21 protein-coding genes are annotated in these 23,042 nt (G+C 69.6%); 11 read left to right on the plus strand and 10 right to left on the minus strand.

Annotated features, from left to right (window positions below):
- Positions 1-80 precede the first annotated feature (80 nt).
- The 7 genes from ABZ738_RS10600 to ABZ738_RS10630 all read left to right on the plus strand — a co-directional run bounded on the left by ABZ738_RS10600 (position 81) and on the right by ABZ738_RS10630 (position 9,226).
- Positions 81-626 (plus strand): plasmid pRiA4b ORF-3 family protein, encoded by a 546-nt coding sequence (locus ABZ738_RS10600; protein WP_131051777.1) that lies wholly within the window; start codon positions 81-83, stop codon positions 624-626.
- Positions 627-894: 268 nt separating this feature from the next.
- The gene (locus tag ABZ738_RS10605) at positions 895-2,181 is read left to right on the plus strand and encodes an extracellular solute-binding protein (protein ID WP_131051776.1); all 1,287 of its coding nucleotides are present in this window, start codon (positions 895-897) and stop codon (positions 2,179-2,181) included.
- A 119-nt stretch (positions 2,182-2,300) separates the two neighbouring features.
- A complete protein-coding gene (locus tag ABZ738_RS10610; protein ID WP_357212369.1) occupies positions 2,301-3,266 on the plus strand; it encodes a sugar ABC transporter permease in 966 nt (321 codons plus the stop codon).
- Positions 3,267-3,276: 10 nt separating this feature from the next.
- Complete coding sequence (locus ABZ738_RS10615; RefSeq protein WP_357212371.1) at positions 3,277-4,119, plus strand: carbohydrate ABC transporter permease; 843 nt, start codon at positions 3,277-3,279, stop codon at positions 4,117-4,119.
- Positions 4,116-5,549, plus strand: coding sequence for a GH1 family beta-glucosidase (locus ABZ738_RS10620; protein WP_131051773.1), 1,434 nt, complete (start codon positions 4,116-4,118; stop codon positions 5,547-5,549). The genes ABZ738_RS10615 and ABZ738_RS10620 overlap by 4 nt, the downstream gene beginning before the upstream one ends.
- An 81-nt stretch (positions 5,550-5,630) precedes the next feature.
- On the plus strand, positions 5,631-6,677 hold the full coding sequence (locus ABZ738_RS10625; RefSeq protein ID WP_176093100.1) for a LacI family DNA-binding transcriptional regulator: 1,047 nt from the start codon (positions 5,631-5,633) through the stop codon (positions 6,675-6,677).
- Between the two features lie 119 nt (positions 6,678-6,796).
- Entirely contained in the window at positions 6,797-9,226 is a 2,430-nt protein-coding gene (locus ABZ738_RS10630) for a hypothetical protein (protein ID WP_357212373.1), read from the plus strand.
- On the opposite strand, the gene ABZ738_RS10635 is transcribed toward ABZ738_RS10630, so the two are convergent.
- A complete protein-coding gene (locus tag ABZ738_RS10635) occupies positions 9,200-10,420 on the minus strand; it encodes an acyl-CoA dehydrogenase family protein (protein ID WP_357212722.1) in 1,221 nt (406 codons plus the stop codon). The genes ABZ738_RS10630 and ABZ738_RS10635 overlap by 27 nt on opposite strands.
- The gene (locus ABZ738_RS10640; protein ID WP_357212375.1) at positions 10,420-11,484 is read right to left on the minus strand and encodes a phosphotransferase family protein; all 1,065 of its coding nucleotides are present in this window, start codon (positions 11,482-11,484) and stop codon (positions 10,420-10,422) included. Before ABZ738_RS10640 ends, ABZ738_RS10635 begins: the two co-directional genes overlap by 1 nt.
- Positions 11,485-11,630: 146 nt before the next feature.
- Here ABZ738_RS10640 and ABZ738_RS10645 point away from each other — a divergent pair, with 146 nt between their 5' ends.
- Both ABZ738_RS10645 and ABZ738_RS10650 read left to right on the plus strand, forming a co-directional pair.
- Entirely contained in the window at positions 11,631-12,329 is a 699-nt protein-coding gene (locus ABZ738_RS10645) for an amino acid-binding protein (protein WP_131051769.1), read from the plus strand.
- 111 nt (positions 12,330-12,440) lie between these two features.
- On the plus strand, positions 12,441-13,502 hold the full coding sequence (locus ABZ738_RS10650) for a GNAT family N-acetyltransferase (protein ID WP_357212378.1): 1,062 nt from the start codon (positions 12,441-12,443) through the stop codon (positions 13,500-13,502).
- A gap of 343 nt (positions 13,503-13,845) precedes the next feature.
- Here the strand turns inward: ABZ738_RS10650 and ABZ738_RS10655 are convergent, their stop codons facing one another.
- Together ABZ738_RS10655 and ABZ738_RS10660 are read right to left on the minus strand one after the other, a co-directional pair.
- Positions 13,846-14,037: a DUF397 domain-containing protein gene (locus ABZ738_RS10655; RefSeq protein ID WP_131051767.1), complete on the minus strand. Its 192-nt coding sequence runs from the start codon at positions 14,035-14,037 to the stop codon at positions 13,846-13,848.
- Positions 14,028-14,795 carry a Scr1 family TA system antitoxin-like transcriptional regulator gene (locus ABZ738_RS10660; RefSeq protein ID WP_357212381.1) on the minus strand — a complete coding sequence of 256 codons (768 nt, stop codon included), beginning with the start codon at positions 14,793-14,795 and terminating at the stop codon, positions 14,028-14,030. Before ABZ738_RS10660 ends, ABZ738_RS10655 begins: the two co-directional genes overlap by 10 nt.
- A 208-nt stretch (positions 14,796-15,003) precedes the next feature.
- Here ABZ738_RS10660 and ABZ738_RS10665 point away from each other — a divergent pair, with 208 nt between their 5' ends.
- Positions 15,004-15,351, plus strand: a complete 348-nt coding sequence (locus ABZ738_RS10665) for a hypothetical protein (protein ID WP_357212383.1) — start codon at positions 15,004-15,006, stop codon at positions 15,349-15,351.
- A 25-nt stretch (positions 15,352-15,376) separates the two neighbouring features.
- Positions 15,377-15,661 (plus strand): hypothetical protein, encoded by a 285-nt coding sequence (locus ABZ738_RS10670; RefSeq protein ID WP_357212385.1) that lies wholly within the window; start codon positions 15,377-15,379, stop codon positions 15,659-15,661.
- A 104-nt stretch (positions 15,662-15,765) separates the two neighbouring features.
- On the opposite strand, the gene ABZ738_RS10675 is transcribed toward ABZ738_RS10670, so the two are convergent.
- The 6 genes from ABZ738_RS10675 to bioB all read right to left on the minus strand — a co-directional run bounded on the left by ABZ738_RS10675 (position 15,766) and on the right by bioB (position 22,904).
- Positions 15,766-16,494 carry a cutinase family protein gene (locus ABZ738_RS10675; protein ID WP_131051763.1) on the minus strand — a complete coding sequence of 243 codons (729 nt, stop codon included), beginning with the start codon at positions 16,492-16,494 and terminating at the stop codon, positions 15,766-15,768.
- Between the two features lie 178 nt (positions 16,495-16,672).
- Complete coding sequence (locus ABZ738_RS10680) at positions 16,673-19,366, minus strand: glycoside hydrolase family 9 protein (protein ID WP_357212388.1); 2,694 nt, start codon at positions 19,364-19,366, stop codon at positions 16,673-16,675.
- Positions 19,367-20,063: 697 nt separating this feature from the next.
- Positions 20,064-21,023 (minus strand): hypothetical protein, encoded by a 960-nt coding sequence (locus tag ABZ738_RS10685; protein ID WP_357212390.1) that lies wholly within the window; start codon positions 21,021-21,023, stop codon positions 20,064-20,066.
- A gap of 175 nt (positions 21,024-21,198) precedes the next feature.
- Positions 21,199-21,705: a GNAT family protein gene (locus ABZ738_RS10690; protein WP_131051760.1), complete on the minus strand. Its 507-nt coding sequence runs from the start codon at positions 21,703-21,705 to the stop codon at positions 21,199-21,201.
- A 3-nt stretch (positions 21,706-21,708) separates the two neighbouring features.
- The gene (locus ABZ738_RS10695) at positions 21,709-21,909 is read right to left on the minus strand and encodes a hypothetical protein (protein ID WP_131051759.1); all 201 of its coding nucleotides are present in this window, start codon (positions 21,907-21,909) and stop codon (positions 21,709-21,711) included.
- Entirely contained in the window at positions 21,909-22,904 is a 996-nt protein-coding gene (gene bioB / locus ABZ738_RS10700) for a biotin synthase BioB (RefSeq protein ID WP_131051758.1), read from the minus strand. The genes ABZ738_RS10695 and bioB overlap by 1 nt, the downstream gene beginning before the upstream one ends.
- Positions 22,905-23,042: the final 138 nt, after the last annotated feature.

The following is a 23,042-nucleotide window of genomic DNA, read 5'->3' on the forward strand; positions in this document are numbered from 1 at the left end:
CCGGACACTCGTCGTGCCGCCGTGTCCGGCACGCTCGGCAGATCATGCTGGCAGCCTATGCCGGGGGAGGATGACGCAGCATGTCACGTCAGATCTTCACGCTGCGGATGTCGCTGTCCGGGCTGCGTCCCACGATCTGGCGACGGGTCCTGGTGCCCGGTGGTTACACCCTCGACCGTGTTCACCGGGTGGTACAGCACGCGATGGGGTGGCGCGACTGCCACCTGCACTCGTTCGAGATCGACGGGGTGCAGTACGGCGAACCCGACCCCGACGGCGAGTTGGGCGTGCACGACGAGTTGGACGTACGCCTGGACGCGGCGGTGGGCAAGGGCGCCCGGTTCCACTACACGTACGACTTCGGTGACTGGTGGGAGCACGACCTGGTGGTGGAGGACGCCTTCGCCGCCGATCCGGACGAGCGCTACCCGATCTGCCTGGACGGTGAGCGCGCCGGGCCGCCGGAGGACGTCGGCGGTCCGCAGGGTTACCTACTGCTGCTCGCCGCGCTGAGCGACCCCGGCCACCCGGAGCACCGGGCGATGCGGGAATGGGTGGGTCCCGGATTCGACCCGGACGCCTTCGACGCAGGTAGGGTCAGCACGCTGCTGCGCCGACTCTGCTGATTCGTTACTCAGCGATCACGTTGAGCAGCCCCGCGCTTCGTTCGTGAGCGCGGGGTAAACATTTTCGCGGTAACGATCTGGGAACGCTCCCAGCGGGCTATTGACACTCCGGATACCTCCCGGCAATCTCATGGGAGCGTTCCCAAGATGGCGTGGATCACAGTCCCGCCCCGAGCGCCCGACACCGACAGACCAGGTCGGTGCCGGATGGCGCTGCGGCACCCCCCACCACACATAAACCAGCCTCACCACTGAAAGAGGGGTCAGGATGAGCCTCACCACGCGGCGTACCCGCCTGGCGGCAGGCGCGCTGGCGGCGGTCACCGCTGTCGGCGGTCTCGCGGCCTGCGGAAGCGACGACAGCAACACGGGCGAGGGCGGCAAGCCCGCCAAGCTGGTCGTCGACACCTTCGGCGAGTTCGGCTACGACGAGCTCGTCAAGCAGTACGAGCAGGAGACCGGCATCAAGATCGAGCTGCGGAAGACCGCGCAGCTCGGCGAGTACCGGCCGAAGCTGGTCCGGTACCTGGCCACCGGCAAGGGCGCGGCGGACGTCACCGCGCTGGAGGAGGGCATCCTCAACGAGTTCAAGGCCAACCCGCGCAACTGGGTCGACCTCAACCCGCTCGTCGAGGACCACTCCAAGGAGTTCCTGCCCTGGAAGTGGGAGCTGGGCAAGGCTCCCGACGGGCGCCTGATCGGTCTGCCGACCGACGTCGGCAGCCTCGCGGTCTGCTACCGCAAGGACCTGTTCCAGGCCGCCGGCCTGCCCACCGAGCGTGACCAGGTCTCGGCGCTCTGGCCGGACTGGAACGGCTTCCACCAGGCCGGTAAGAAGTACAAGGACGCGACCGGCAAGGCGTTCATCGACTCGATCACCGCGGTCTCGAACGGTGTGCTGTTCCAGCAGGGCAGCGACCTGTTCTACGACAAGGAGAACAACATCATCGCGGACTCCAGCCCCGCGGTGAAGGCCGCGTGGGACACCGCGACCTCGATGTCGGACATCTCCGCCAAGGCGGCGACCTGGTCGCCGGAGTGGTCGGGCGGCTTCAAGCAGGGCACCTTCGCGGCGACCTTCTGCCCGTCCTGGATGCTCGGCATCGTGGCGGACAACTCGGGTGAGGCCAACAAGGGCAAGTGGGACGTCGCGGCCGTGCCGGGCGGCGGCGGCAACTGGGGCGGCTCGTGGCTGGCCGTGCCGGAGCAGAGCGCGCACCAGAAGGAGGCGGCGAAGCTCGCCGAGTTCCTGACCAAGGCCACCAGCCAGGTCGACGCCTTCAAGCTCAAGGGCCCGCTGCCCACCAACCTGGAGGCGCTGAAGGACGAGGCGTTCCTCAGCTACACCAACGAGTACTTCAGCGACGCGCCGACCGGCAAGATCTTCGGTGAGAGCGTCGCCAAGATCGAGCCGGTTCACCTCGGCCCGAAGCACCAGGCGGTCAAGGAGAACGCGCTCGAGCCGGCCCTGCGGTCGTTCGAGAACGGGCAGGCCAACAAGGACAAGGCCTGGGAGCAGTTCGTGAAGGACGCCGCCATCCAGGGCGCCTTCTGACAGTGATTTCCCACCGGTGGCGTCCGGGGACTACCCCGGGCGCCACCGGTCGGTCCCCGTCTGGGTTGCACCCTGCGCGTGGGCCCCCTCGGAAGGGCTCCCGCCGGGAAAGGAAAATCATGAGCCTCTCGGCCACGACGGCCCCCCCGTCGAACGTCACACCACCCGGCTCCGAGCCCCCGCGTCGGCGCGGGTTCCTGCTCAACCGCCTGGATCTGAAGTACTCCCCGTACCTCTACATCGCGCCGTTCTTCCTGATCTTCGGCATCTTCGGGTTGTACCCGATGCTGCGTACCGCCTGGATGTCCCTGCACGACTGGGACATGATCGGCGACCAGACGTTCATCGGGCTCGACAACTACGCCGCCCTGATCAAGGACGACTACTTCTGGAACGCGCTCTACAACACGTTCGGCATCTTCGCGCTGTCGACCATCCCGCAGTTGCTGCTCGCGCTCTTCCTGGCGAACCTGCTCAACAGCACCCTGCTGCGCGCCAAGACCTTCTTCCGGCTGGCGATCTTCATCCCGAACGTGGTCTCGGTGGCCGCCGTCGCGATCGTCTTCGGCATGCTGTTCCAGCGGGAGTTCGGCCTCATCAACTGGCTGCTCAGCTTCGTCGGCGTCGACAACATCGACTGGGACGGTCAGCGGTGGAGCTCCTGGACCGCGATCGCGACCATGGTCAACTGGCGCTGGGTCGGTTACAACACCCTGATCCTGCTCGCCGGGATGCAGGCCATCCCGAAGGACCTCTACGAGGCCGCCTCGATCGACGGCGCCGGCCCGTGGCGGCAGTTCTGGCAGATCACCGTCCCCATGGTCCGCCCCACCCTGATCTTCGTGATCATCCTCTCCACGATCGGCGGCATGCAGCTCTTCACCGAGCCGCTGCTCTTCGCCAACGGCAGCATCCTCGGCGGTAACCAGCGGGAGTTCCAGACCCTGGCGATGTACATGTACGAGAAGGGCATCGAGAACCTCAACACCGCTGGCTACGGCGCCGCCGTCGCCTGGGCGATCTTCCTGATCATCGCGTTGATGTCGCTGCTCAACTTCCTACTCGTCCGCCGTTCGGCCAAGTGAGGAGAGAGCTGTGACCTCGGCTTCCCGGCGCCTGTGGCGCACCAGTCCGCTGACCTACATGGCGCTCGTCCTGGCGGCGCTGCTGTCGATCTACCCGTTCTACTACATGATCGTGATCGGGACGCGCACCCTGGACTCGATCAACGACGTACCGCCGCCGCTCACCCCGGGCGGTGCCTTCGGTGACAACTTCGGGCGCGTCCTCGACAACGACGCGGCCAACTTCCTCACCGGCCTGATGAACTCGATCATCGTCTCCTCGGTGGTCACCCTGTCGGTGGTCCTCACCGGTTCGCTGGCCGGCTTCGCCTTCGCGAAGCTGCGCTTCCGGGGCCGCAACATCCTGCTGCTGATGATCGTCATCACCATGATGATCCCGACCCAGCTCGGCATCATCCCGCTCTGGGGCATGATGCAGGAATTGAACTGGTTCGGCACCCTGTACGCCGTCACCGTGCCGTTCCTGGTCAGCGCGTTCGGCGTGTTCATGATGCGGCAGTACGCCAGCCAGGCGATCTCCGACGAGCTGATCGAGGCCGGTCGGGTCGACGGTGCCAGCACGTTCCGGATCTACTGGAACATCGTGCTGCCCGCGCTGCGTCCGGCGGCGGCCGTGCTGGGTCTGCTGACCTTCATGGAGACGTGGAACTCCTTCCTCTGGCCGTACGCGATCCTCACCCCGGAGAACCCGACCCTCCAGGTCTCGCTCTCCTTCCTCTCGTACGCCTACTACACCGACTACTCCCAGGTCTTCGCCGCCACGGCGGTCGGCACCCTGCCACTGGTCCTGGTCTTCATCCTGTTCGGCCGCCAGATCATCGGCGGGATCATGGAAGGTGCTGTCAAGTCGTGAGCAACCCCGCCATCCCACCCGCGGTGGGCGTCCTCGACGAACGCGCGCCGTTGACCTTCCCGTCCGACTTCCTCTGGGGCGCGGCCACCGCCGCCTACCAGATCGAGGGCGCGGCGAGCGAGGGTGGCCGTACCCCGTCGATCTGGGACACCTTCAGCCACACCGAGGGCCGGACGGTTGCCGGGCACACCGGCGACGTCGCCTGCGACCACTACCACCGGCTCGGGGACGACGTTCGCCTGATGGCCGAGCTGGGGCTGAAGTCGTACCGGTTCTCGGTGTCATGGCCGCGGGTGCAGCCGGGCGGCACGGGCCCGGCCAACGCCGAGGGGGTGGACTTCTACCAGCGGCTGGTCGACGAGTTGCTGGCCAACGGCATCGAGCCGTGGCTCACCCTCTACCACTGGGACCTGCCCCAGGAGTTGGAGGACGCCGGTGGCTGGCCGGCCCGCGACACGGCGGCCCGGTTCGCCGACTACGCGCAGCTCATGGCGGGGGCGCTGGGCGACCGGGTGAAGTACTGGACCACGCTCAACGAGCCGTGGTGCTCGGCGTTCCTCGGGTACGGCTCGGGCGTGCACGCGCCCGGCCGCCAGAACGGTGCCGACTCGGTCCGCGCCGGACACCACCTGATGCTCGGCCACGGGCTCGCCGTCCAGGCGCTGCGCGCGGCCATCCCGAGCGCCCAGCTCGGCGTGACCGTCAACCTGTACCCGGTGACCCCGGCCAGCGACGCTCCCGGCGACCTGGACGCCGCCCGGCGCATCGACGGGCTGGCCAACCGGTTCTTCCTGGACCCGATCCTGCGCGGGTCGTACCCGGAGGACCTGGTCGCGGACCTGGCGAAGGTGACCGACTTCGCGCACGTCCACGACGGGGACCTGGCGGTCATCTCCACCCCGCTGGACGTGGTCGGCATCAACTACTACAGCCGGCACGTGGTGGCCGCGCCGGTGCCCGGCGAGGACCCGGAGGAGTACTGGCGGGCCCCGTCCACCTGGCCGGGCAGCGAGAACGTCCGGTTCGTCACCCGGGGCTTCCCGGTGACCGACATGAACTGGGAGATCGACGCTCCCGGCCTGGTGGAGACCCTGCGTCGGGTGCACGAGGAGTACACCGACCTGCCGCTCTACGTCACCGAGAACGGTTCGGCGTTCGTCGACGCGGTGATCGACGGCCAGGTCGACGACGTCGACCGGCTGGCGTACTTCGACGCCCACCTGCGCGCCTCGCACGAGGCGATCAGCGCCGGCGTGCCCCTGCGGGGATACTTCGCCTGGTCGCTGTTGGATAATTTCGAATGGGCCTGGGGTTATACCAAGCGGTTCGGGATGATCTACGTCGACTACGACAGCCAGACTCGTATCCCCAAGTCCAGCGCCAGGTGGTACGCGGAGGTGATCCGACGCAACGGTCTGGCCGCACAATAAGGCGACGGCCAGCCAGTAACGGGTGGCCCGGCACCATCGCTGAACCAGGTGCCGGGTCCGCCCATGTCGGAGGAGCAGACGATGACAACGCAGCGCACCCGGTCGCTCGGGCGCCCGACCCTCGACGCGGTCGCCGCCCGCGCCGGAGTCGGCCGCGGCACGGTCTCCCGCGTGGTCAACGGCTCCCCGCAGGTGAGTCCCGAAGCCCGCGCCGCCGTGCAGCAGGCAATCGCCGAGCTGGGGTACGTGCCGAACCGCGCGGCCCGGGCCCTGGTGACCCAACGCACCGACTCGGTGGCCCTGGTGGTCAGCGAGTCCGGTGAGCGCATCTTCGCCGAGCCGTTCTTCGCCGGCATCGTGCGCGGGATCAGCTCGGTCCTGCTGGAGACGCCGTTGCAGCTCTGGCTGGCGATGGCCCAGTCGCCGCTGGAGCGGGAACGGGTCGAGCACCACCTCACCAACCAGCACGTCGACGGGGTCCTGCTGCTGTCGCTGCACGACTCCGACCCGCTGCCCACCCTCCTTGAGGAGCGGGGGCTGCCCACCGTGCTGGGCGGACGCCCGGCCCGGATGCTGCACCCCGAGGCCCAACCCGCCTCCTTCGTCGACGTGGACAACGCCGGCGGCGCGCGGCAGGCCGTGGAGTACCTCGCCGCCCGGGGGCGACGCCGGATCGCCACCATCGCCGGCCCCCAGGACATGGGCGCCGGCCTGGCCCGGCTCGCCGGCTACCGGGACGCGGTCCGCACCGCCGGCTTCGGCGTCAACCCTGACCTGATCGGGTACGGCGACTTCAGCGAGGAGAGCGGGGCGACCGCGATGCGGCAGCTGCTGGACCGCTGCCCCGACCTGGACGCCGTCTTCGTCGCCGCCGACCTGATGGCCTTCGGCGCGATGCGGACGCTGCGCGAGACCGGCCGCCGCGTACCGGAGGACGTGGCCGTGATCGGCTTCGACGACGCGCCCATCGCCCGACAGGCCAACCCGCCGCTCACCTCGGTGTTCCAGCCGGTCGACGAGATGGGCCGGCAGATGGCCCGCCTGCTGGTGGCCCGGATCCGCGGCGACCAGATCCCCGATCCGCACATCGTCCTGGACACCCAACTCGTCGAGCGCGCCACCGCCTGACCCTGAGTATCGCTATTGCAGATCAGCTGGCCGCTGCGGCTGGTCGACAGCCTCTCCTACTCTGACAGGCCCGGACAGAGTGTGCGCTGGAGGCTTCCAACGTGGCGACGCTTCATTCGATGCAGACCGATACCCTTTCTCCCGCAGCGGTAGCCGATGCCTTGACGGAGGCACTCAAACACCACAACGCACGACCTTTTCAGGACTTGTTGTCGCGAACGGGGCACGCGCACGCCCTGGCTGACCTCAATGACCTGTTCGTTGTTCCGCCCCCCGATTCGGAGATCGTGCGGGCAGTCCTCCGCGCACAGATCGGACACGTTGCCGGGCGTGCCGAAATCCTTTTGGCGCTCGTCGCGTACCTGTATGCGCGAATGAATGAAATGTGGGATTTTTACGCCGATCAGAGTGAAGTGCCGATCGCGATCATCGAGGTGTTGGGCGCGGATTTTCCGGACTTGTTCGAGGAAAGTCGCCGAAAGGGATGCGGTGCTCGTTCCACAGCAATGACGGAACTATCCTCGATCATGGTGGAGAACATCCGGCTCGTGTCGCAGGGGATGGCAGTCAGTAGGGCCATCAATTCTTCCTGCCTGGACGAGGTGGAAGAGCAGGCGTGCCCGATTGTGGCAGCGACAGAGGATCAGATCAGTCGTATTCGCTCAATTCGGGGCGGCGGCGAGTTGACCGATTGGCTGTCCGAGCACGCGTACGAGACGCGTGACTATTATCAAGCCCTCGTCGTTTGTGCACGGGCCACGCGTCAGTTTCTTGTGGCCGGGACGAAGGCTAGCGATCAGAGCGGCCACAAGCCCCGGGAACTGCTGGCCGAGGAGTTGGCCGGCTTCCTCGGGGAGGTGGAGCAGGCACGGTATCGACACCCCCCAGGGGCCTGGCTTTCCGGTGACCTTGCAGCACTCACGGCGAACCTGCGGACAATGCACGAGTGGGCGAACCGGGACTTCCTCTTCGTCGAGGACGCCACGGTCGTCTACATCTACCCGTTCGCGATTCCCAGCGCTCTGCTGGACCGGACGCGGCTCACGCCCGGTTGGGACGGATCGAGCGTGTCGACCGAATATGGATCCGACCCGATCAGCGCGATCAGGAGACGTTGTGAAGAGCGACGGGTGCGGGTGCACGGACGATCGATAAGCGCGGTCGTGGATCACGCGGTCGGCGACGACTGGGGGGCGGACTCCGACTATCGGGTGCTAGACGTCTCGCTGCCTCCGGTGATGGTCACGATGACAGACGCCGCAAGAACACAGGCGAACTTCATCGCCACGCTGAGGGTCAGCAGTCTCGGGAATCACAGCCTCCGAATCGAAGGCAGCCTGGTCGATGCGGACGTGCACGTCGTCAACCAGGCGCTCCGTCGTCCATCGGTCGTCATGGGAGCCAGCGAGAAGGTGTGCCTGACGGGCTCGGGTCGTACCCAGGAGTGGAGCAGACTGTCCGAGTACGCCCACGAAGTGATCACGGACTTCCTCAACGGGCTGAATGACGATCCATCGGTGGATCCGTCCTTCGGTGACGTCGTGCAGCGCGCCGCGGCGTCGGCCGTGGCTCTGAGTCACTCGTTGCTGGTGGTTCATTCTCTTCAGGTCATTCAGGCCGACGGAACCACCCGATACGCACGCGGCTCCGAAATCCGTGATCCCGCTATCGTGGGCAGTAGCCTGTTCGTCAGCCCGGTCGGCCGGGATGCCGTGACACTGGAGGAGTGGGTGCGTTATCGCCCATCGCCGGATGCCACCGACATCCTCGGCGACTACGGATACGACGGTGACATCGTCTTGCGTACGGCGAACACCACAGTGGTTTCCGCGCCAGAGACGCCGGACTGGATGGCTCTGAGCTACAGCGCTCAGGCCGAGTTCATCGCCACGCTTCCTGGCGTACTGCTCGGCTGGACTGCGGAGATCACCGAATACATCCGGCAGGCGCGGGACCAGCTCGACACGGCCCGACGGCTTCTTCAGGAGGCGCCGATGTCGACGGTCCAGGAGAGAAACGCACTGCAGCACACCATCTTGTCACTCGAACAACGGTATGCCGACCTCAGACTGGTCACGAGTGACGTCCGGGCCAAGCTTAACGGAATCAATTCCCCCACCCTCTTGCGTGACCTGATCAGGCGTTCCTATTTCGACCGCCTGTACGAGGCGGCTGGTCTTGCCGCGTACGAACGTTCCTTGTTGAGTCGGATTCAGGAGGCTGAGGATCTGTACCAGGCCGCCTCGGGGCTGTTCCGCGCCTTCGACGATCGGCTGGCCGCTGCCGAATCCCACCGGCGTCGGCGCCTGAACACCATCCTGACCACGTCAGCGACTCTTCTCGCCATCGCCTCCACTGCCGAGCTCTATGGACTGCTCAACGACCTCATCGAACCTCGGCCATGGGTGCTGGCGGTCGAGGTCACCTCGATCGGCGTATTTACCCTGGTCATGGTGGGAGTTCTCGTTCTGGTCGGACGGCAGCCCCGAGCCAAAAACGCACGCCGTTCGTGGCGGGTGCCGTCAGGCGGGGCGGGTCCAGCGGCGTAGTTCGCGTTTGGCGAGGCTGGCGCGGTGCACCTCGTCGGGGCCGTCGGCGAGGCGGAGCGTACGGGCGTGGGTCCAGAGTGCGGCCAGGGGAGTGTCCTGGCTGACGCCGGCTGCGCCGTACGTCTGGATCGCCTTGTCGATCACCCACTCGGCCATCGCCGGCGTGGCGATCTTGATCGCCTGGATCTCGGTGTGTGCGCCCTTGTTGCCGACGGTGTCCATCAGCCAGGCGGTCTTGAGTACCAGCAGGCGGGCCTGCTCGATGCGGACCCGGGACTCGGCGATCCACTCCCGCACCACGCCCTGCTCGGCGAGGGGGCGGCCGAACGCGACCCGGTCGGCGGCTCGGCGGCAGAGCAGTTCCAGGGCCCGTTCGGCCATGCCGATCAGGCGCATGCAGTGGTGGATGCGGCCGGGGCCGAGCCGCGCCTGGGCGATGGCGAACCCGGTGCCCTCGGCGCCGACGAGGTTCTCCGCCGGCACCCGTACGCCGTCGAAGTGGATCTCGGCGTGACCACCGTGCGGGGCGTCGCTGAAGCCGAAGACGGTCATCCCCCGGCGGACCGTGACCCCGGGAGTGTCCCGGGGGACCAGGATCATGCTCTGCTGTCGGTGCCGGTCGGCGCCCGGGTCGGTCTTGCCCATCACGATGAAGATCTCGCAGGCCGGGTCCATCGCCCCGGACGACCACCATTTTCGGCCGTCGATCACGTACTGGTCGCCGTCGCGGCGGATAGCGGTGGCGATGTTCGTCGCGTCGGAGGAGGCGACGTCCGGTTCGGTCATGCAGAACGCCGAGCGGATCTCACCGGCCAGCAGCGGGCCGAGCCACCGCTCCTGCTGGGCGGGGGAGCCGAACTCGGCGAGCAGTTCCATGTTGCCGGTGTCCGGCGCGGCGCAGTTGAGCGACTCCGGGGCCAGGTGCGGGCTGCGGCCGGTCAGCTCGGCCAACGGCGCGTACTGGAGGTTGGTCAGCCCGGCGCCGTGGCGCGGATCGGGGAGGAAGAGGTTCCACAGGCCACGTCGGCGCGCCTCGTCCTTCAGCCCCGCCAGCACCGGCGGTCGGGCCCAGGGGTCACCGGCAGCGGCCACCTCGGCGGCGTACACGGCCTCGGCCGGGTAGACGTGGTCGGTCAGGAACTCGGTCAGCTCCCCGCGCAACTGCTCGGTGCGGTCGTCGTACCCGAAGTGCATCATGCCTCCCTCAGCGTGGCCAGCCCGTGGGCGACCAGCGGGGCGACCATGCCGCCGATGGTGTCGAAACCCTCGCCGAGGGTCTGCCCGAGGGTGTGCCGGTAGTGGATGCCCTCGCAGATCACCGCGAGTTTGAAGCAGCCCAGTGCCACGTGCCAGTCGAGCGGGCCGACGTCGACGTCACTGCGGGCGGCGTACCGGTCGATCAGCTCCGCGCCGGTCGGGAACCCGGCACGCGGGCCGGGTCCGTCGGCGACCGGGTTGTCGACGGAGACGCCGCCGCCGCCCAGGACGTCCCAGTACGTCAGCAGCAGCCCGAGATCGGCAAGCGGGTCGCCGAGGGTGGCCATCTCCCAGTCCAGCACCCCGGTCACGGTCATCGACCCCGTCGCCGGGTCGACGGCGGCGAGCAGGTTGTCCAGCCGGTAGTCGCCGTGCACGAGACGGCCCGTACCGGTGCTGTCGGGGACCGTGGCGGCGAGCCGGTCGCGCAGCTCGTCGATGCCGGGAAGCGGTCGGCTGCGGGACCGGTCGAGCTGCCCGGCCCAGCGGCGTACCTGCCGGGCCAGGTAGCCGTCGGGGCGGCCGAAGTCGCCCAGGCCGACCGCCGCCGGGTCGACGGTGTGCAGCGTGGCGAGGGTGTCCATCATCGCCATGGCCAGGTCGTGCCGCTGCCCGGCACTGAGCCGGTCGGTCTGCCGGCGCGCCCGGTACACCTCGCCGGGCACGCGCTCCATCAGATAGAACGGCGCGCCCAGCACCTCCGGGTCGGCGCAGAGCAGCAGCGCGCGGGGGACCGGCACGTCGGTGGCGGCCAGCGCCGAGATCACCCGGAACTCTCGGGCCATGTCGTGCGCGGTGGCCAGCACGTGCCCGAGCGGTGGTCGCCGCAGCACCAGGTCACGGTCGCCGGCGTGGACCAGGTAGGTGAGGTTCGACCGCCCACCGGCGATCAGGTCGGCCCGCAGCGGCTCCCCGGCCGACTCCGGTCGATGCGTCGCGAGGTACGCGCCGAGACGGCCGAGGTCCAGACCGGCGGGGAAACGGGCAGCCGGATCGGTCATTCGGACAGTTGATGGCAGCCCCGTCAGGTTGTCAAGGTCAGGTTTTGCCCAGGGGACATGCCGCAGCAACAGGGACGAAATGGTCAACTGCCACGCTCGGGTTCAGCCTGCCGGGATTGTGCCGGCCCGCCGAGCGGAGGGTTCAGATGTTGCTGCGTGTACGGGTCACCCTGCCGGACCGTCCAGGCACGCTCGGCCAGGTGGCGCGCACCCTCGGGGTATCGGGCGCGGACATCGTCCAGGTGGTCGTCCTGGAACGGCTCGGCGGCCGGGCGGTCGACGACTTCACCGTGGTCTGGCCGGGCGCCGCCCGGGTGGAACGGTTGCTGGCCGGTCTGGCCGCGATCCCGGGCGTACGCGTCGACGGGGTGTGGCGGGCGATCGGCGCGCCCACCACCACCGGGCAGGACGCGGAACTGCTGGCCCAGGTCGCCGCCAACCCGGCCGACGGGCTGGCCACCCTCGTCGACGCGGTACCCGGACTGCTCGCCGCCGAGTGGTCCGTGGCCGCGGTCGTACCGGTCGACTGGGCCTCCCGCACCGGCGGCGGCGGAGCGACGGTCGGGCACGCGAGCTGGCGTACGCCGATGCCGCCCCGGCTGCCGGAGGTGACCCCGCTGCGCGCCCGGTCGATGACCATGCCCGACGGCAGCCACTTCGCCATCGCGCCGTTCGGTCGCGCCGGACTGGTCCTCGTGGTCTCCCGCGAGCACAACGAGACGTTGACCCCGGCCGCCTTCCACAGCACCGAGGTCGACCGGCTCGCCCAGCTGGTCCGGGCCAGCGCGGTGATCCTCGGCGACCGGCTCGACCTGGTCGGCTCCCCGACCGTCGCCACCCCCTGACCGGCCGCGACCTGGTGTGACGCAGACCGCAGGGCCCGTGGCCGCTGGACACGACGGGGCAACCGGCCGGCAACAGCGGCAGGCCAGGGTGACAGGTGAAAGGAGGCGACCATGACGCTGTGGCGGATCCGGGCCACCGTGGACGACCGACCGGGCTACCTGTCGGTGCTCACGGCGAGCCTCGCGCTACGTGGGGTCAACATCCTCACCGTGCAGGTGCACACCACCGAACGTGGCGCCGTCGACGACTTCCTCGTGGACGCGCCGGACACCCTCGACGAAGCGGGTCTGATCGCCGCCGTGGAACGGGGCCGGGGCCGGGACTGCTGGGTGGCGCGCAGCGAGGCGCGCGGCCTGGCGGACCAGCCGACCCGCGTACTCGGGCTGGCCACCCGGCTGGTCCACGACCCGGACGCCACCGGCGAGGTGCTGCGTGCCCTCCTCGGCGCGGACGAGGTGACCTGGCGTCCGGCACTCGCCGAGATGCGTATCGGAGTCGACGAGGCGACGATGCTGCTGGCCGACCCCAACGGCGGCTCCTACCTGCTGCGCCGGGTCGCGCCGAGCTTCACGCCCGCCGAGTACGCCCGCGCGCAGGCCCTGCTGGAGCTGGGCGCCACCGCCGCCCGCCGCACGACCGAGCAGGTCACCGTGGTCCTGCCCGACGGCGCCGAGCTGACCGTACGCCCCGCCGTCGCCGACGACCTGGCGGCCGTGACCGAACTGCACGAGGCGTGCTCGGCGGACACCCGCCAACGCCGCTACCTTGGCGGTGCCTGCCTGCCCACCCCGGCCCGGATGCGTCAGCTCCTGGAACCGGCGCGGGGGCAGACCCTGATCGCCGCGACGACCGGCTCCGACGGGGCGGCGGAGTCGGTCGTCGCGATGGCGAACCTGCTCGCCGAGGGCGACGAGGCCGAGGTGGCCCTGCTGGTCCGCGACGACTGGCAGCGGCGCGGCCTCGGCTCGACCCTGCTGCGCCGGTTGACCCGGCAGGCCGAGTCCGCCGGGTACGCGGCCATGGTGCTGCACATCCAGGCGGACAACACGGCCATGCTGCGTACCCTGCGTCGGCTGACCCGACCCACCACCGCCGACCGCGACGGCTCCCTGCTCACCATGACGGTCCCCCTCGGGGCCGAGGTGTCGGCGGCGACGGAACGCGCCGGCTGACAGCACAGACGACCGACCTCCGGTGCGGAGGACGGTGAGGTGGGCGGGACACCCGATGCGGGAGCCCCGCCCACCGCCCTTTCCCGTCCCTCACGCGCGTGTTGCGGCCGTCGTGTGTCGTGTCGCGCGCTGTGCCGTCGCGCGCTCTGCAGCGGCGCGCGCTCTGCTGCGTCGATCATGGAGTTGTGGTGCCCGTTGTCTGATGAAACGCCCCTGTTTGTCGATGCCACAACTCCATGATCGGCGGGGGTGGTGGCTGGCGGGGAGGTGTTGGGGCGGCTGGGGACGGGGAGAGCGCCCGGCCCCGGTGGGGCGAGCGCTCTCGGATGTCCGCAGTGGTCGGTCAGGCTCGTTTGGCGAGTTGGGCGACGAACGCCTGCCAAGCGGTCGGCGCGAACGCCAGCGTCCCGCCGTCACGGTCCTTGGTGTCGCGGACGAGGACGGTGCCGGGAAGGTTGTCCGCCACTTCGACGCAGGATCCGCCGTTGTTGCCGCTCTTGCTGCTCTTGTGCCACCGTGCGCCGGTCAGGTCCATGATGCTGCCGCTTTCCTGATGACGTCGAGGGATTGTGGGCGAGAGAGTGCCTCACTTCTGATCCGCTCCCACCTGCGACTCAGCGTAGCAACGTCGGCTGCTTCTCCGATGATCTGCGCAGGCGCCTGGCTGTCGACGTGAGCGACGTGCTGACCGCTGGGCAACTCGGCGATGATGAAGCCGCCGCCGAGACCCGGATACATGCCTACGTCCCTCGGCACGATCAATACCTGCACGTTGGGCAGGGCGGCGCATCGGGCGAGGTGTTCACACTGGTCGCGCATCAACTCGCGGTCGCCGTAGGCGGACTGGAACAGCACCAACTCGTGAATGACCGCGACCAGCAGGGGCGGACGCTCGCGCCGGAGAATTGCCTGTCTATCGAGGCGGGAGGCCACGATGTCTCCCACCTCCTCGGCCGTGAGGGCTTCGCCGGTCAGCGTCGCGGGTGCGTAAGCCTCGGTCTGGAGCAAGCCCGGCACCCACGAATGCTCGAACCAGCGCAACGAGACGGCTTCGCGCTCCCAGTCGATCCACTCGCGCAGCCACTGCGGCTCGCGACGTTTGAGGACATCGGGCCATAGGTCACCAACGTCCCGACCGAGGATCGTGGCTACCTTCACGCGCCGAGCGGGCTGCGGAACGCGTCCCGGGCTGATCCATCTGGCCGCTGTCTTCGGGTCAACGCCCGTCTGAGCAGCGAGGCTTTCGGCTGTCTCGCCTGCCTCCGCCATGGCCACTCGAAGTGCATCATTCATCCTGCCTCCCCATGAATGTCCCGGACGTCCCCAGGGAACACTCCTTCGTCGTGTACTGATCCCATCACTCTCGGCAAGGTTTCGGTAGATGGCGCGTTCGGTGGAGGTCGATTCCCCCTGGCCCGGCGGGCGCGTTCGTCCCGGGGGTCGCCGCCGGGCGAGCATCCGCGGCGACCCCCGGTCCACCGAGGCGACGAGGGAGGCTCCCGTGTCCACACCGAGACTGACGAACGATGTGCCGCCGTCGCGCTGGTCGGCGCACGCCGATGGATGTTCATCCGTGCCGTCGCTCGCCGCAGTGCTCGGTGGGGAGGCGGTGGGCACCGTGGCGGTGGGGGACGTGATCCGGGTGCCGGAGGGGGCGTACCTGCCCGGGGTGGGAGAGTTGCTGCTCTACGTGGCCGAGATTATCGGCCGGGCGCAGCAGGCGGACGGCCATGTGTGGGCCGAGGTGAGCGGGCACGCGGTGCAGCGGGACGGGTCGCTCCAGGTCCGTCGCCGGTACGCCCGGGTGCGGGTGGACCAGGCTGTGGTCGTACCGCGTCGTGCCTGGTGAGCGGCGTCGGCCGGACGGGACGCCGATGGTCGAGCCCGGTGTGTACCTGTTGACTCGCGAGGCGAGCCCGCAGTTTCGCACGCCGATCGCGGTGCGGGTCGTCCGCGAGCAGGCCGACTGGCATCCGCCGTACGGCTGGACCTGGATCCAGTGTTACCAGCTCGACCGGTACGGAGACGCGGTCGAGAAGCGGCAGTTGTTCGTGATGCCCGCCGGGTTGCGGCGACTCGTGCTCGCCCCATCCCCGCACACCCGACCACACCGCCACGATCGTGCGGTACGGATGTCTATCTTGGACAGTTTCCGTTAGCTCCTAACGGAAACTGTCCAAGATTGCCGTCGCCGCAGTACGGCCGTCGCCGGCCCGTCGGCGGTGTGCCGCAGCGGCGCCCGCAGATGGAACCAGCCGCGAGGTCAGCGGGGTACGTCGGCGGTGGCGCGGGCGGCGGCGAAGCGGGTGGCCTGGGGGTGGAATCCCTGGTAGTTGACGTGTGCGGCGAAGCTGAATCCGCCCTGGCAGAAGCGGTCGTTGGCGTTGCAGTACGACTGGATGCGGTCGGCGAAGCCGTTCAGTCGCCCTGCGCCCCGGGGGAAGATGCCGGAGCGTCGGCCGGCGGTGACGTTGAAGGGTTCACCGGCGGTGAAGGAGGGGTCGCCGAAGAGGAGGACTGACGAGACCCGGGTGGCGAGGTCGGCGGGGAGCCCGGTGCGCCCGCCGAGTCGGCTGCCGGTGCCGGCCAGCGCGTCGCCCATCACGTCGGCGCCCTGGGAGTAGCCCATCAGGACGAAGCGGGTGCCGGGGCACTGCGCGGCGGTCGCGGTCATCACCCGCTGCACCTCGGTGACGCCCTGGCGGACGCTGGCAATGTAGTTGCCGGAGGCGGGGTAGTCGAGCGGGGTGGTGCGGACGGTCTGCGGCAGGTCCCGGGTGATCTGCCGGGCCAGCGGCGTCAGCACGATGCCGAGGCCGGGGCGTTCGGTGGTGCCGCGTGCGCCGATGACCTCCAGGTCGGGGCAGGTGTTGCGGGGTGCCTCGGCGGCGAAGGTCATCGGGGCGATCGCGAGCCCGGCGAGGGCCACCACCCCGACCGCCACCAGGGCCAGCAGGCGTGTCCGACGTGTCCGACGGTGTCGTCCGCGCATTGTTCAGCTCCTTTTCCCAGGTCGACAGGGGTGCCGTTGGGTACGGGAGCGGTCGGCGTACGGGTGGATCTTATGGATGTTCACACAATCTGCACTGATGGTGAACCGATTGGTATGTCGGCGCGTGCTGGAGGGGCGGTGTGGCCGAGCGCGTCGGCCGGCCACACCGCCCCCGGGGTCAGGCGACGGTGCAGGTCGCCCCGTTGACCGTGAAGCCTGTCGGTCGGGGGTTGCTGCCGGTGTGCGTACCGTTGAAACCGATGCTTGTCGATGCGCCCGGCGCGAGAGTGCCGTTGTAGGACAGGCTGGTCGCGGTCACCGAGGCGCCGGTCTGCTGGAAGGTCGCCCCCCAGCCCTGGCCGACCCGTTGTCCGCTGTGCGGGAAGGTGAACGCCAGCGTCCAGCCGTTGATGGTCGAGGTGCCGGTGTTCGCGATGGTGATGTTCGCGGTGAACCCGGTGCCCCAGTCGTTGGTGCCGTAGGTGACCCGGCAGGGCGTCGTCGGCAGCGGTGCCGAGGTGGTCACCGAGACCTTCGCGGTGGGCGGCGAGACGTTGCCGCCCGCGTCGACGGCCACCACGTGGAAGCGGTACGTGGTCTGCGCGGTCAACCCGGTCGCCGCGTACGTGGTGCCGGTGACGGTGGTGACCAGCACGTCGTCACGATAGATCCGGTACCCGGTGACGCCCACGTTGTCGGTGGCGGCACCCCACGTCAGGGTGGCTCCGGTCGCGGTGATCCCGGAGACGGTCACCGCGCCGGGAGCGGTCGGCGCGACGGTGTCGTCCGGGTCCGGCGGCGGCGGGTCGGTGTCACCGGTGGGCTCGACGCCCCACACCCGGACCCCGCCCGCGTACAACGGCACGGTGCGGTTCGGCCCGGCGGTGGCCTGGAACGACGGGTCGTTGCCGGTGTTCCAGGTGCCGCCCTCGGGCACACCGACCTTGAACTGCACCTCCATCCGGTGCTGCGACTGACCGGCCGGCGCGATGGTCTGGCCGGTGCAGTCGACCTCCACGTACCAGAGGTCACCGCTGGCCTGCTTGGCGGTGCTCGGCGCCGGGCAGCCCTGGGTGTAGCCGGGGGTGACCTGCACCGGACCGGTGCCGTCCGGGCGGAAGTAGTAGCGGAACCTCGCGTCGGTCAACGCCCGCGCCGGGAACGCCGACTTGTTGTAGATCATCACCTTGAGGCCGGTGGCCCGGGTCTCGTTCTGCATCACCGTGGTCTCCACGGTCAACTCGTCGATGTCGGGCCGCTCGACACCCGGGAAACCGGCGAGCGGCGTACCCCCGTACTCCTGGGAGAGCCGGGCCAGCGCGGACGTGAAACCGGCGTTGTAGTCGGTGGCGACCTCGTTCATCACGTAGTCCGACCGGTTGTCGGTGTACGCGTCGTTCGGCGACGACGGCCCGCCGACCAGGGCGCCGAAGAGGGTGTGCCGGGTCTCCGTGGGTACGGTCATGCTGTCCCACCAGGAGCCGTGCGCGGTGCGGTGGTGCGGGTTCTTCGGCGGGTTGGTGCCGAAGCCGACCACGTAGCTGGAATTGCGCGGGTTGTCACCGAGCGCGTAGTTGATCTGCCGGACGGCGAAGTCGTGGTAGCGGGTCTTGCGGGTCGCGTCGGTGGTCTTGTCGCTGTAGACCAGCGCGGCGAACGCGGTGTTGGCCGCGTACCGCAACGCGCCCCAGGAGTCGAGTACCGCCATCCCGCCGGGGGAGTAGCGGATCCGTTCCCCGTTCACGCCCACGGTCCAGAAGTCCAGCCACCGGTTGGCGTCGTCGACGTACTTCTGCTTCCCGGTCAGGTTGGCCAGCAGCACGTACGCGCCGAACTGCTTGTTGTCCCAGGCCACCGTCCACTTGTAGGAGCGGGTGGTGGTCTGCGGCTCGGTGCCGAGCTTGTCGTACTCGCTCTCCGCCTTGGCCAGGTACGTGGCGTCGCCGGTCGCCCGGTACAGCCAGATGGCACCCCACACCAGCTCGTCCTGGTAGCCGCTCCACGACCGGTAGAAGCTGGTCGCGTCCGTGATGCACTCGTGGTAGCTCTTACGCACCGTGTCGGCGAACGTATAGAGCTGCCGCGCGTGGGTGAGCAGCTTGTCGGCGTACGCGGCGTCGGTCGGCCGGAACACCATGGACGACGCGGCCATCGCCGCCGCCGTCTCACCCGCCAGGTCCGCGCCGCCACAGCTCGCATCGATCTTGTACGCGGGCCGCGCCATCGGCATCACCTCGGCCGGGCCCCACCACTTGTGGTCGTCATCGCCCTTGCCGACCTGCCCGTACAGCACGTTCGGCGAGGGGTGCGCCTTGACGAAGTAGTCGTTGACGAACCGCAGATTGTTCAACAAATGGGTGAGCTGGCCCGACGCCACGTACCCGGCCCGGTACTCGACCGCGCCCCACGCCAGCATCGTCGTGCTGAACGCCATCGGGAAGCCGAACTTCACGTGGTCACCGGCGTCGTACCAGCCACCGGTGAGGTCGAGCCCCACGTCGGCGCCGTCCCGCAGTGCCGAGTCGTCGCGCCAGGAGACCCGGTTCCAGTCCGGCAGCTTGCCGGACTGCTGCGCCTCGTAGAACAGCAGCGACTTCTGCAACGCCTCGGCGTAGTTGAACGCCGGAGCGGCGGCGTTGCTCGACGCGGCGTTGCTGGCGGCGGCGTTGCTGGCGGTGGTGTTCGGTGCGGTGGAGCTGGTGGTGTTCGGCACGGTGGTGTTCGGCGCGGCGACGCCTGCCGCCGGTACGCCGACCGCCAGCGCCAGGCCGGCGGCGATGACCGTGCCGGTGCTGCGGAGACGACGCGACCAGTGGCCGTGTCGGCCGGGATCGTCGCCGCGCGCGCGACCCGGCCGTCTGATGTGGTGCATGCGGCTGCTCCTGTCGTACGGGGCAGGCAGCGTCGACGCGCACGCGTCGGGGTGGACGGCTGCCGGCGGTGGTGGCAGAGTGGCTCCAGCAGGACCGGGAGCGCTCCCATGGATGAGTAGCAATGTAATCTGGCGTTCACCGGTTTGGGAAGGCCGAGCGGCACCATAGGAGCGAGCGTTCCGGGAGGCCGATCCGGAACGGCGCGAGCGTCTCGTCGGGATGCAAGCCGGGGCGCGGGCGAGTCTGGGCCGGTGGGGGTAGCGTCGGCGGGCCGAATCGCGTTACACCGACACGCCGCTGGCGGCCCCTGATTCCACCCCGACGTCCCGACACGGGACCCGCCCGTCTGCCCAGGTCGGACCGTTCGCCTGAGATCGGTGGGCCCCATCCGCAGGCAAGCTTGTGCCATCTCCTCCGGCTGATCGGGGGGAGACCCGATGACCAACCACCCGAGAACGGCCGCCGGTGTCCCTCCGGCGGCCGTTCTCGCCGTCAGCACCCGATCGGCCCCGGCGCCCTCGCCGTCACCAGCCTTCGGCCCGGCGCCCTCGCGTCACGACCCTTCTGTCCGGCTTCTGTGCCGTCACGACCCGGCCTCTTGGCCGTAGGCGGGATGCGGCATCGCGGCACTCACCGCGTGGACGACTGTCAATCTTGGACAGTTACCGTCAGCGTCGAACGGTAGGTTTCCAAGATTCACGAGTCCGGTCGCCAACCGGCGGCGACGAGGGCGCGGCGGACCGTGTCGGCGACCTGGTCGGGGTGGGCGCGTACCAGCCAGGCGGGAAAGCGCAGGATGCGGTCACCCGTCGTCCAGACGTCGTTCTGCCGCTGCATGTCCGCCGCCCACTGGCGTACGTCCATGTGGTGCGCCCCGTCGATCTCCACATGGATCCGCCACTCGCGCCAGTACGCGTCGAGCCAGCGCGTACGACCGGTGGTGTCGGTTCGTCGCTCCTGTAGGTCCGGTGCCGGCAGCCCGGCGCGGCGGCAGAGCCGGACGAAGTCGATCTCGCTGAGCGCCTGCGCGCCACCGGCGATGTCGTCGACGGTCTGCCGGATCAGTCGTCGCCGTGGTGCCCGGGGCAGGACGTCGAGCACGGCGATGATCTCCTCGGGCAGTACCCGTCTCTGCTGGCACCCGGCTGCCAGCACCTCCTGCGCCGCGCGGGTCGAAGGTGCCCAGCTCGCCGCGTCCACCAGGGCACGTGCCGTGCTGGTCCGGGGCGGCCGACCGACCTGAAGGTGGTCGGCGGGCAGCAGCGACGTCCGGTGCACCACCACGGCGGCCATGTCGAGCGGCATTCGGCGCAGGGTGGTACGCCCGTACCGGCGCGTCGACGGCACGAGGACGTGCAGCGGCTCGGGCCGCAGGCCGCGTACTCCGGCCTCGGTAGCTGCGGTGGGACCGGCGAGGACCGCGCCGCGTCCGCAGGCCAGGACGGCCACCCAGAGTTGTTGGGTCCGGGTGAGCCGGCCGTTGCCGGACAGCAGCAGGCCACGGCCGACGGAGCGCCATCGGCGGGAACGGACGAGACCCCGTAGCGTGCCCTCGGTCAGCACGGTCAGCGCCTGGGCGGTGGTGAGGACTCCGGCCTGCGCGAAGGCCAGCCACTCCAGCGGGTCGGCACGATCATCGGGTACGAGGGGCGGCATCGTCCGACTCTGGACATTCCAGCGGCGGGGCGCCAGCGGATTTCCGGCGCTGCGACGTCCGCGATGTTAGGAGGGGTCCCCTGCTATACACGAGGCGTTAGCAGGGGGCCCTTCCTTACACCGGACCCGGCGCAGCTACGGCGCTCGCGGCGCGAGGGTCGCGGTCCGGGTGAGGTCAGCGGAGGTCGTCGGCGAGCAGGTCCATCAGGAGGCCGTCGTGCCAGCGGCCGTCGGCGCCGCGCTCGTAGCGACGGAGGACGCCGACGGTGCGGAAGCCGGCCTTCGCGTACGCGCGGATCGCGGCGGTGTTGGCCGCCGCCGGGTCGATGGTGAAGCGGTGGTGGCCGTGGGCGTCGACCAGGTGCCGGACCAGGGTGCGGATGGCGTCTCCGGCGAGGCCCCGGCCGCGTACCGACGGGTCGAGGAAGATGTCCAGTCCGGCGTGGCGGTAGTCGGGGTCGTTCTCGGCGTACCACTGGATCGCGCCGACCACCCGGTCGTCGTGCTCGACGACGTACACCTCGAGGTCGTCGTCGGCGAGGTCGGCCTCGACGGCGGCGGTCAGGTCGTCGTCGCCGCGCCACCAGCGACGGACCTCGGGCTCGGCACGGATGGCGGCGAGCGTGGGCACGTCGTCGGCCGTCGCCCGCCGCAGGGTCACCGTCTCTCCGCGCAACGTCACGCCTCAGCCTCGCTGTTCGCCGTGTTCGACGCAGGTGGCGGACCAGCCGACCGGCAGCACCTGCACCTTCATCCGGCGTCGGCATCCGGCGCAGTACCGGGGCGGTTCCAGGGTGCGGGCCGCCGCGCAGCCTTCGTGGTCGCCGACCGCCACGGCCTCACCGCAGCGGTCGCACCACGTCCCGACCAGCTCGCCCATCGGCATCAGAGCGTCGCCGACAGCGCCTTGACCGGCATCTTGAGGTCGTCGAGCAGCTTGAGGTCGTCGGTGGCCGGTCGACCGAGGGTGGTCAGGTAGTTGCCGACGATCACCGCGTTGATGCCGCCGAGCAGACCGTCGCGGGTGCCCAGGTCACCGAGGGTGATCTCCCGGCCGCCCGCGTACCGCAGGATGGTGCGCGGCATGGCGAGCCGGAACGCGGCGATGGCGCGCAGCGCGTCCTTGCCCTCGACCACCGGACGGTCGCCGAGCGGGGTGCCCGGCCGGGGGTTGAGGAAGTTCAGCGGCACCTCGTGCGGGTCCAGTTCGGCGAGCTGGGCGGCGAACTCGGCCCGCTGCTCGACCGTCTCGCCGAGCCCGAGGATGCCGCCGCAGCAGACCTCCATGCCGGATTCGCGGACCATCCGCAGCGTCTCCCAGCGCTCCTCCCACGAGTGCGTGGTGACCACGTTCGGGAAGTACGACCGGCAGGTCTCAAGGTTGTGGTTGTACCGGTGCACACCCATGGCGACCAGCTCGTCGACCTGCTCCTGGCTCAGCATGCCGAGCGAGGCGGCGACCTGGATGTCGACCTCGGCCTTGATCGCGGCGACGCCCTCGCGCATCTGCGTCATCAGTCGCGCGTCCGGGCCGCGGACGGCGGCCACGATGCAGAACTCGGTCGCCCCGGTCGCGGCGGTCTGCTTGGCGGCCTCGACCAGCGACGGGATGTCCAGCCAGACCGACCGCACCGGCGAGGTGAACAGCCCGGACTGCGAGCAGAAGTGGCAGTCCTCCGGGCAGCCGCCGGTCTTCAGCGAGACGATGCCCTCGACCTCGACCTCCGGGCCGCACCAGCGCATCCGCACGTCGTGGGCGAGCTGGAGCGTGGCGGTCAGGTGCTCGTCGGGCAGGTTGAGCACCGCGAGGACACCGGCCTGGTCCAGGCCGACGCCACCCTCCAGCACCTGGGTACGGGCCTGGTCGAGGATCTCTGGCATGGCACGTACCCTACAAGGCCGTCCGACGGGCGGAAACGCGCGCGGCCCCGCCCCGGTGCCCTCCGGCGAGCCGAACGGCGCCACGCCGGGACAGCCCGGACGGGTGGTAACTTCGCCCGGCGGAAGCGCCCGGGGCGA

It is taken from the genome of Micromonospora sp. NPDC047793, from assembly GCF_040642635.1.
Taxonomy (GTDB): domain Bacteria; phylum Actinomycetota; class Actinomycetes; order Mycobacteriales; family Micromonosporaceae; genus Micromonospora.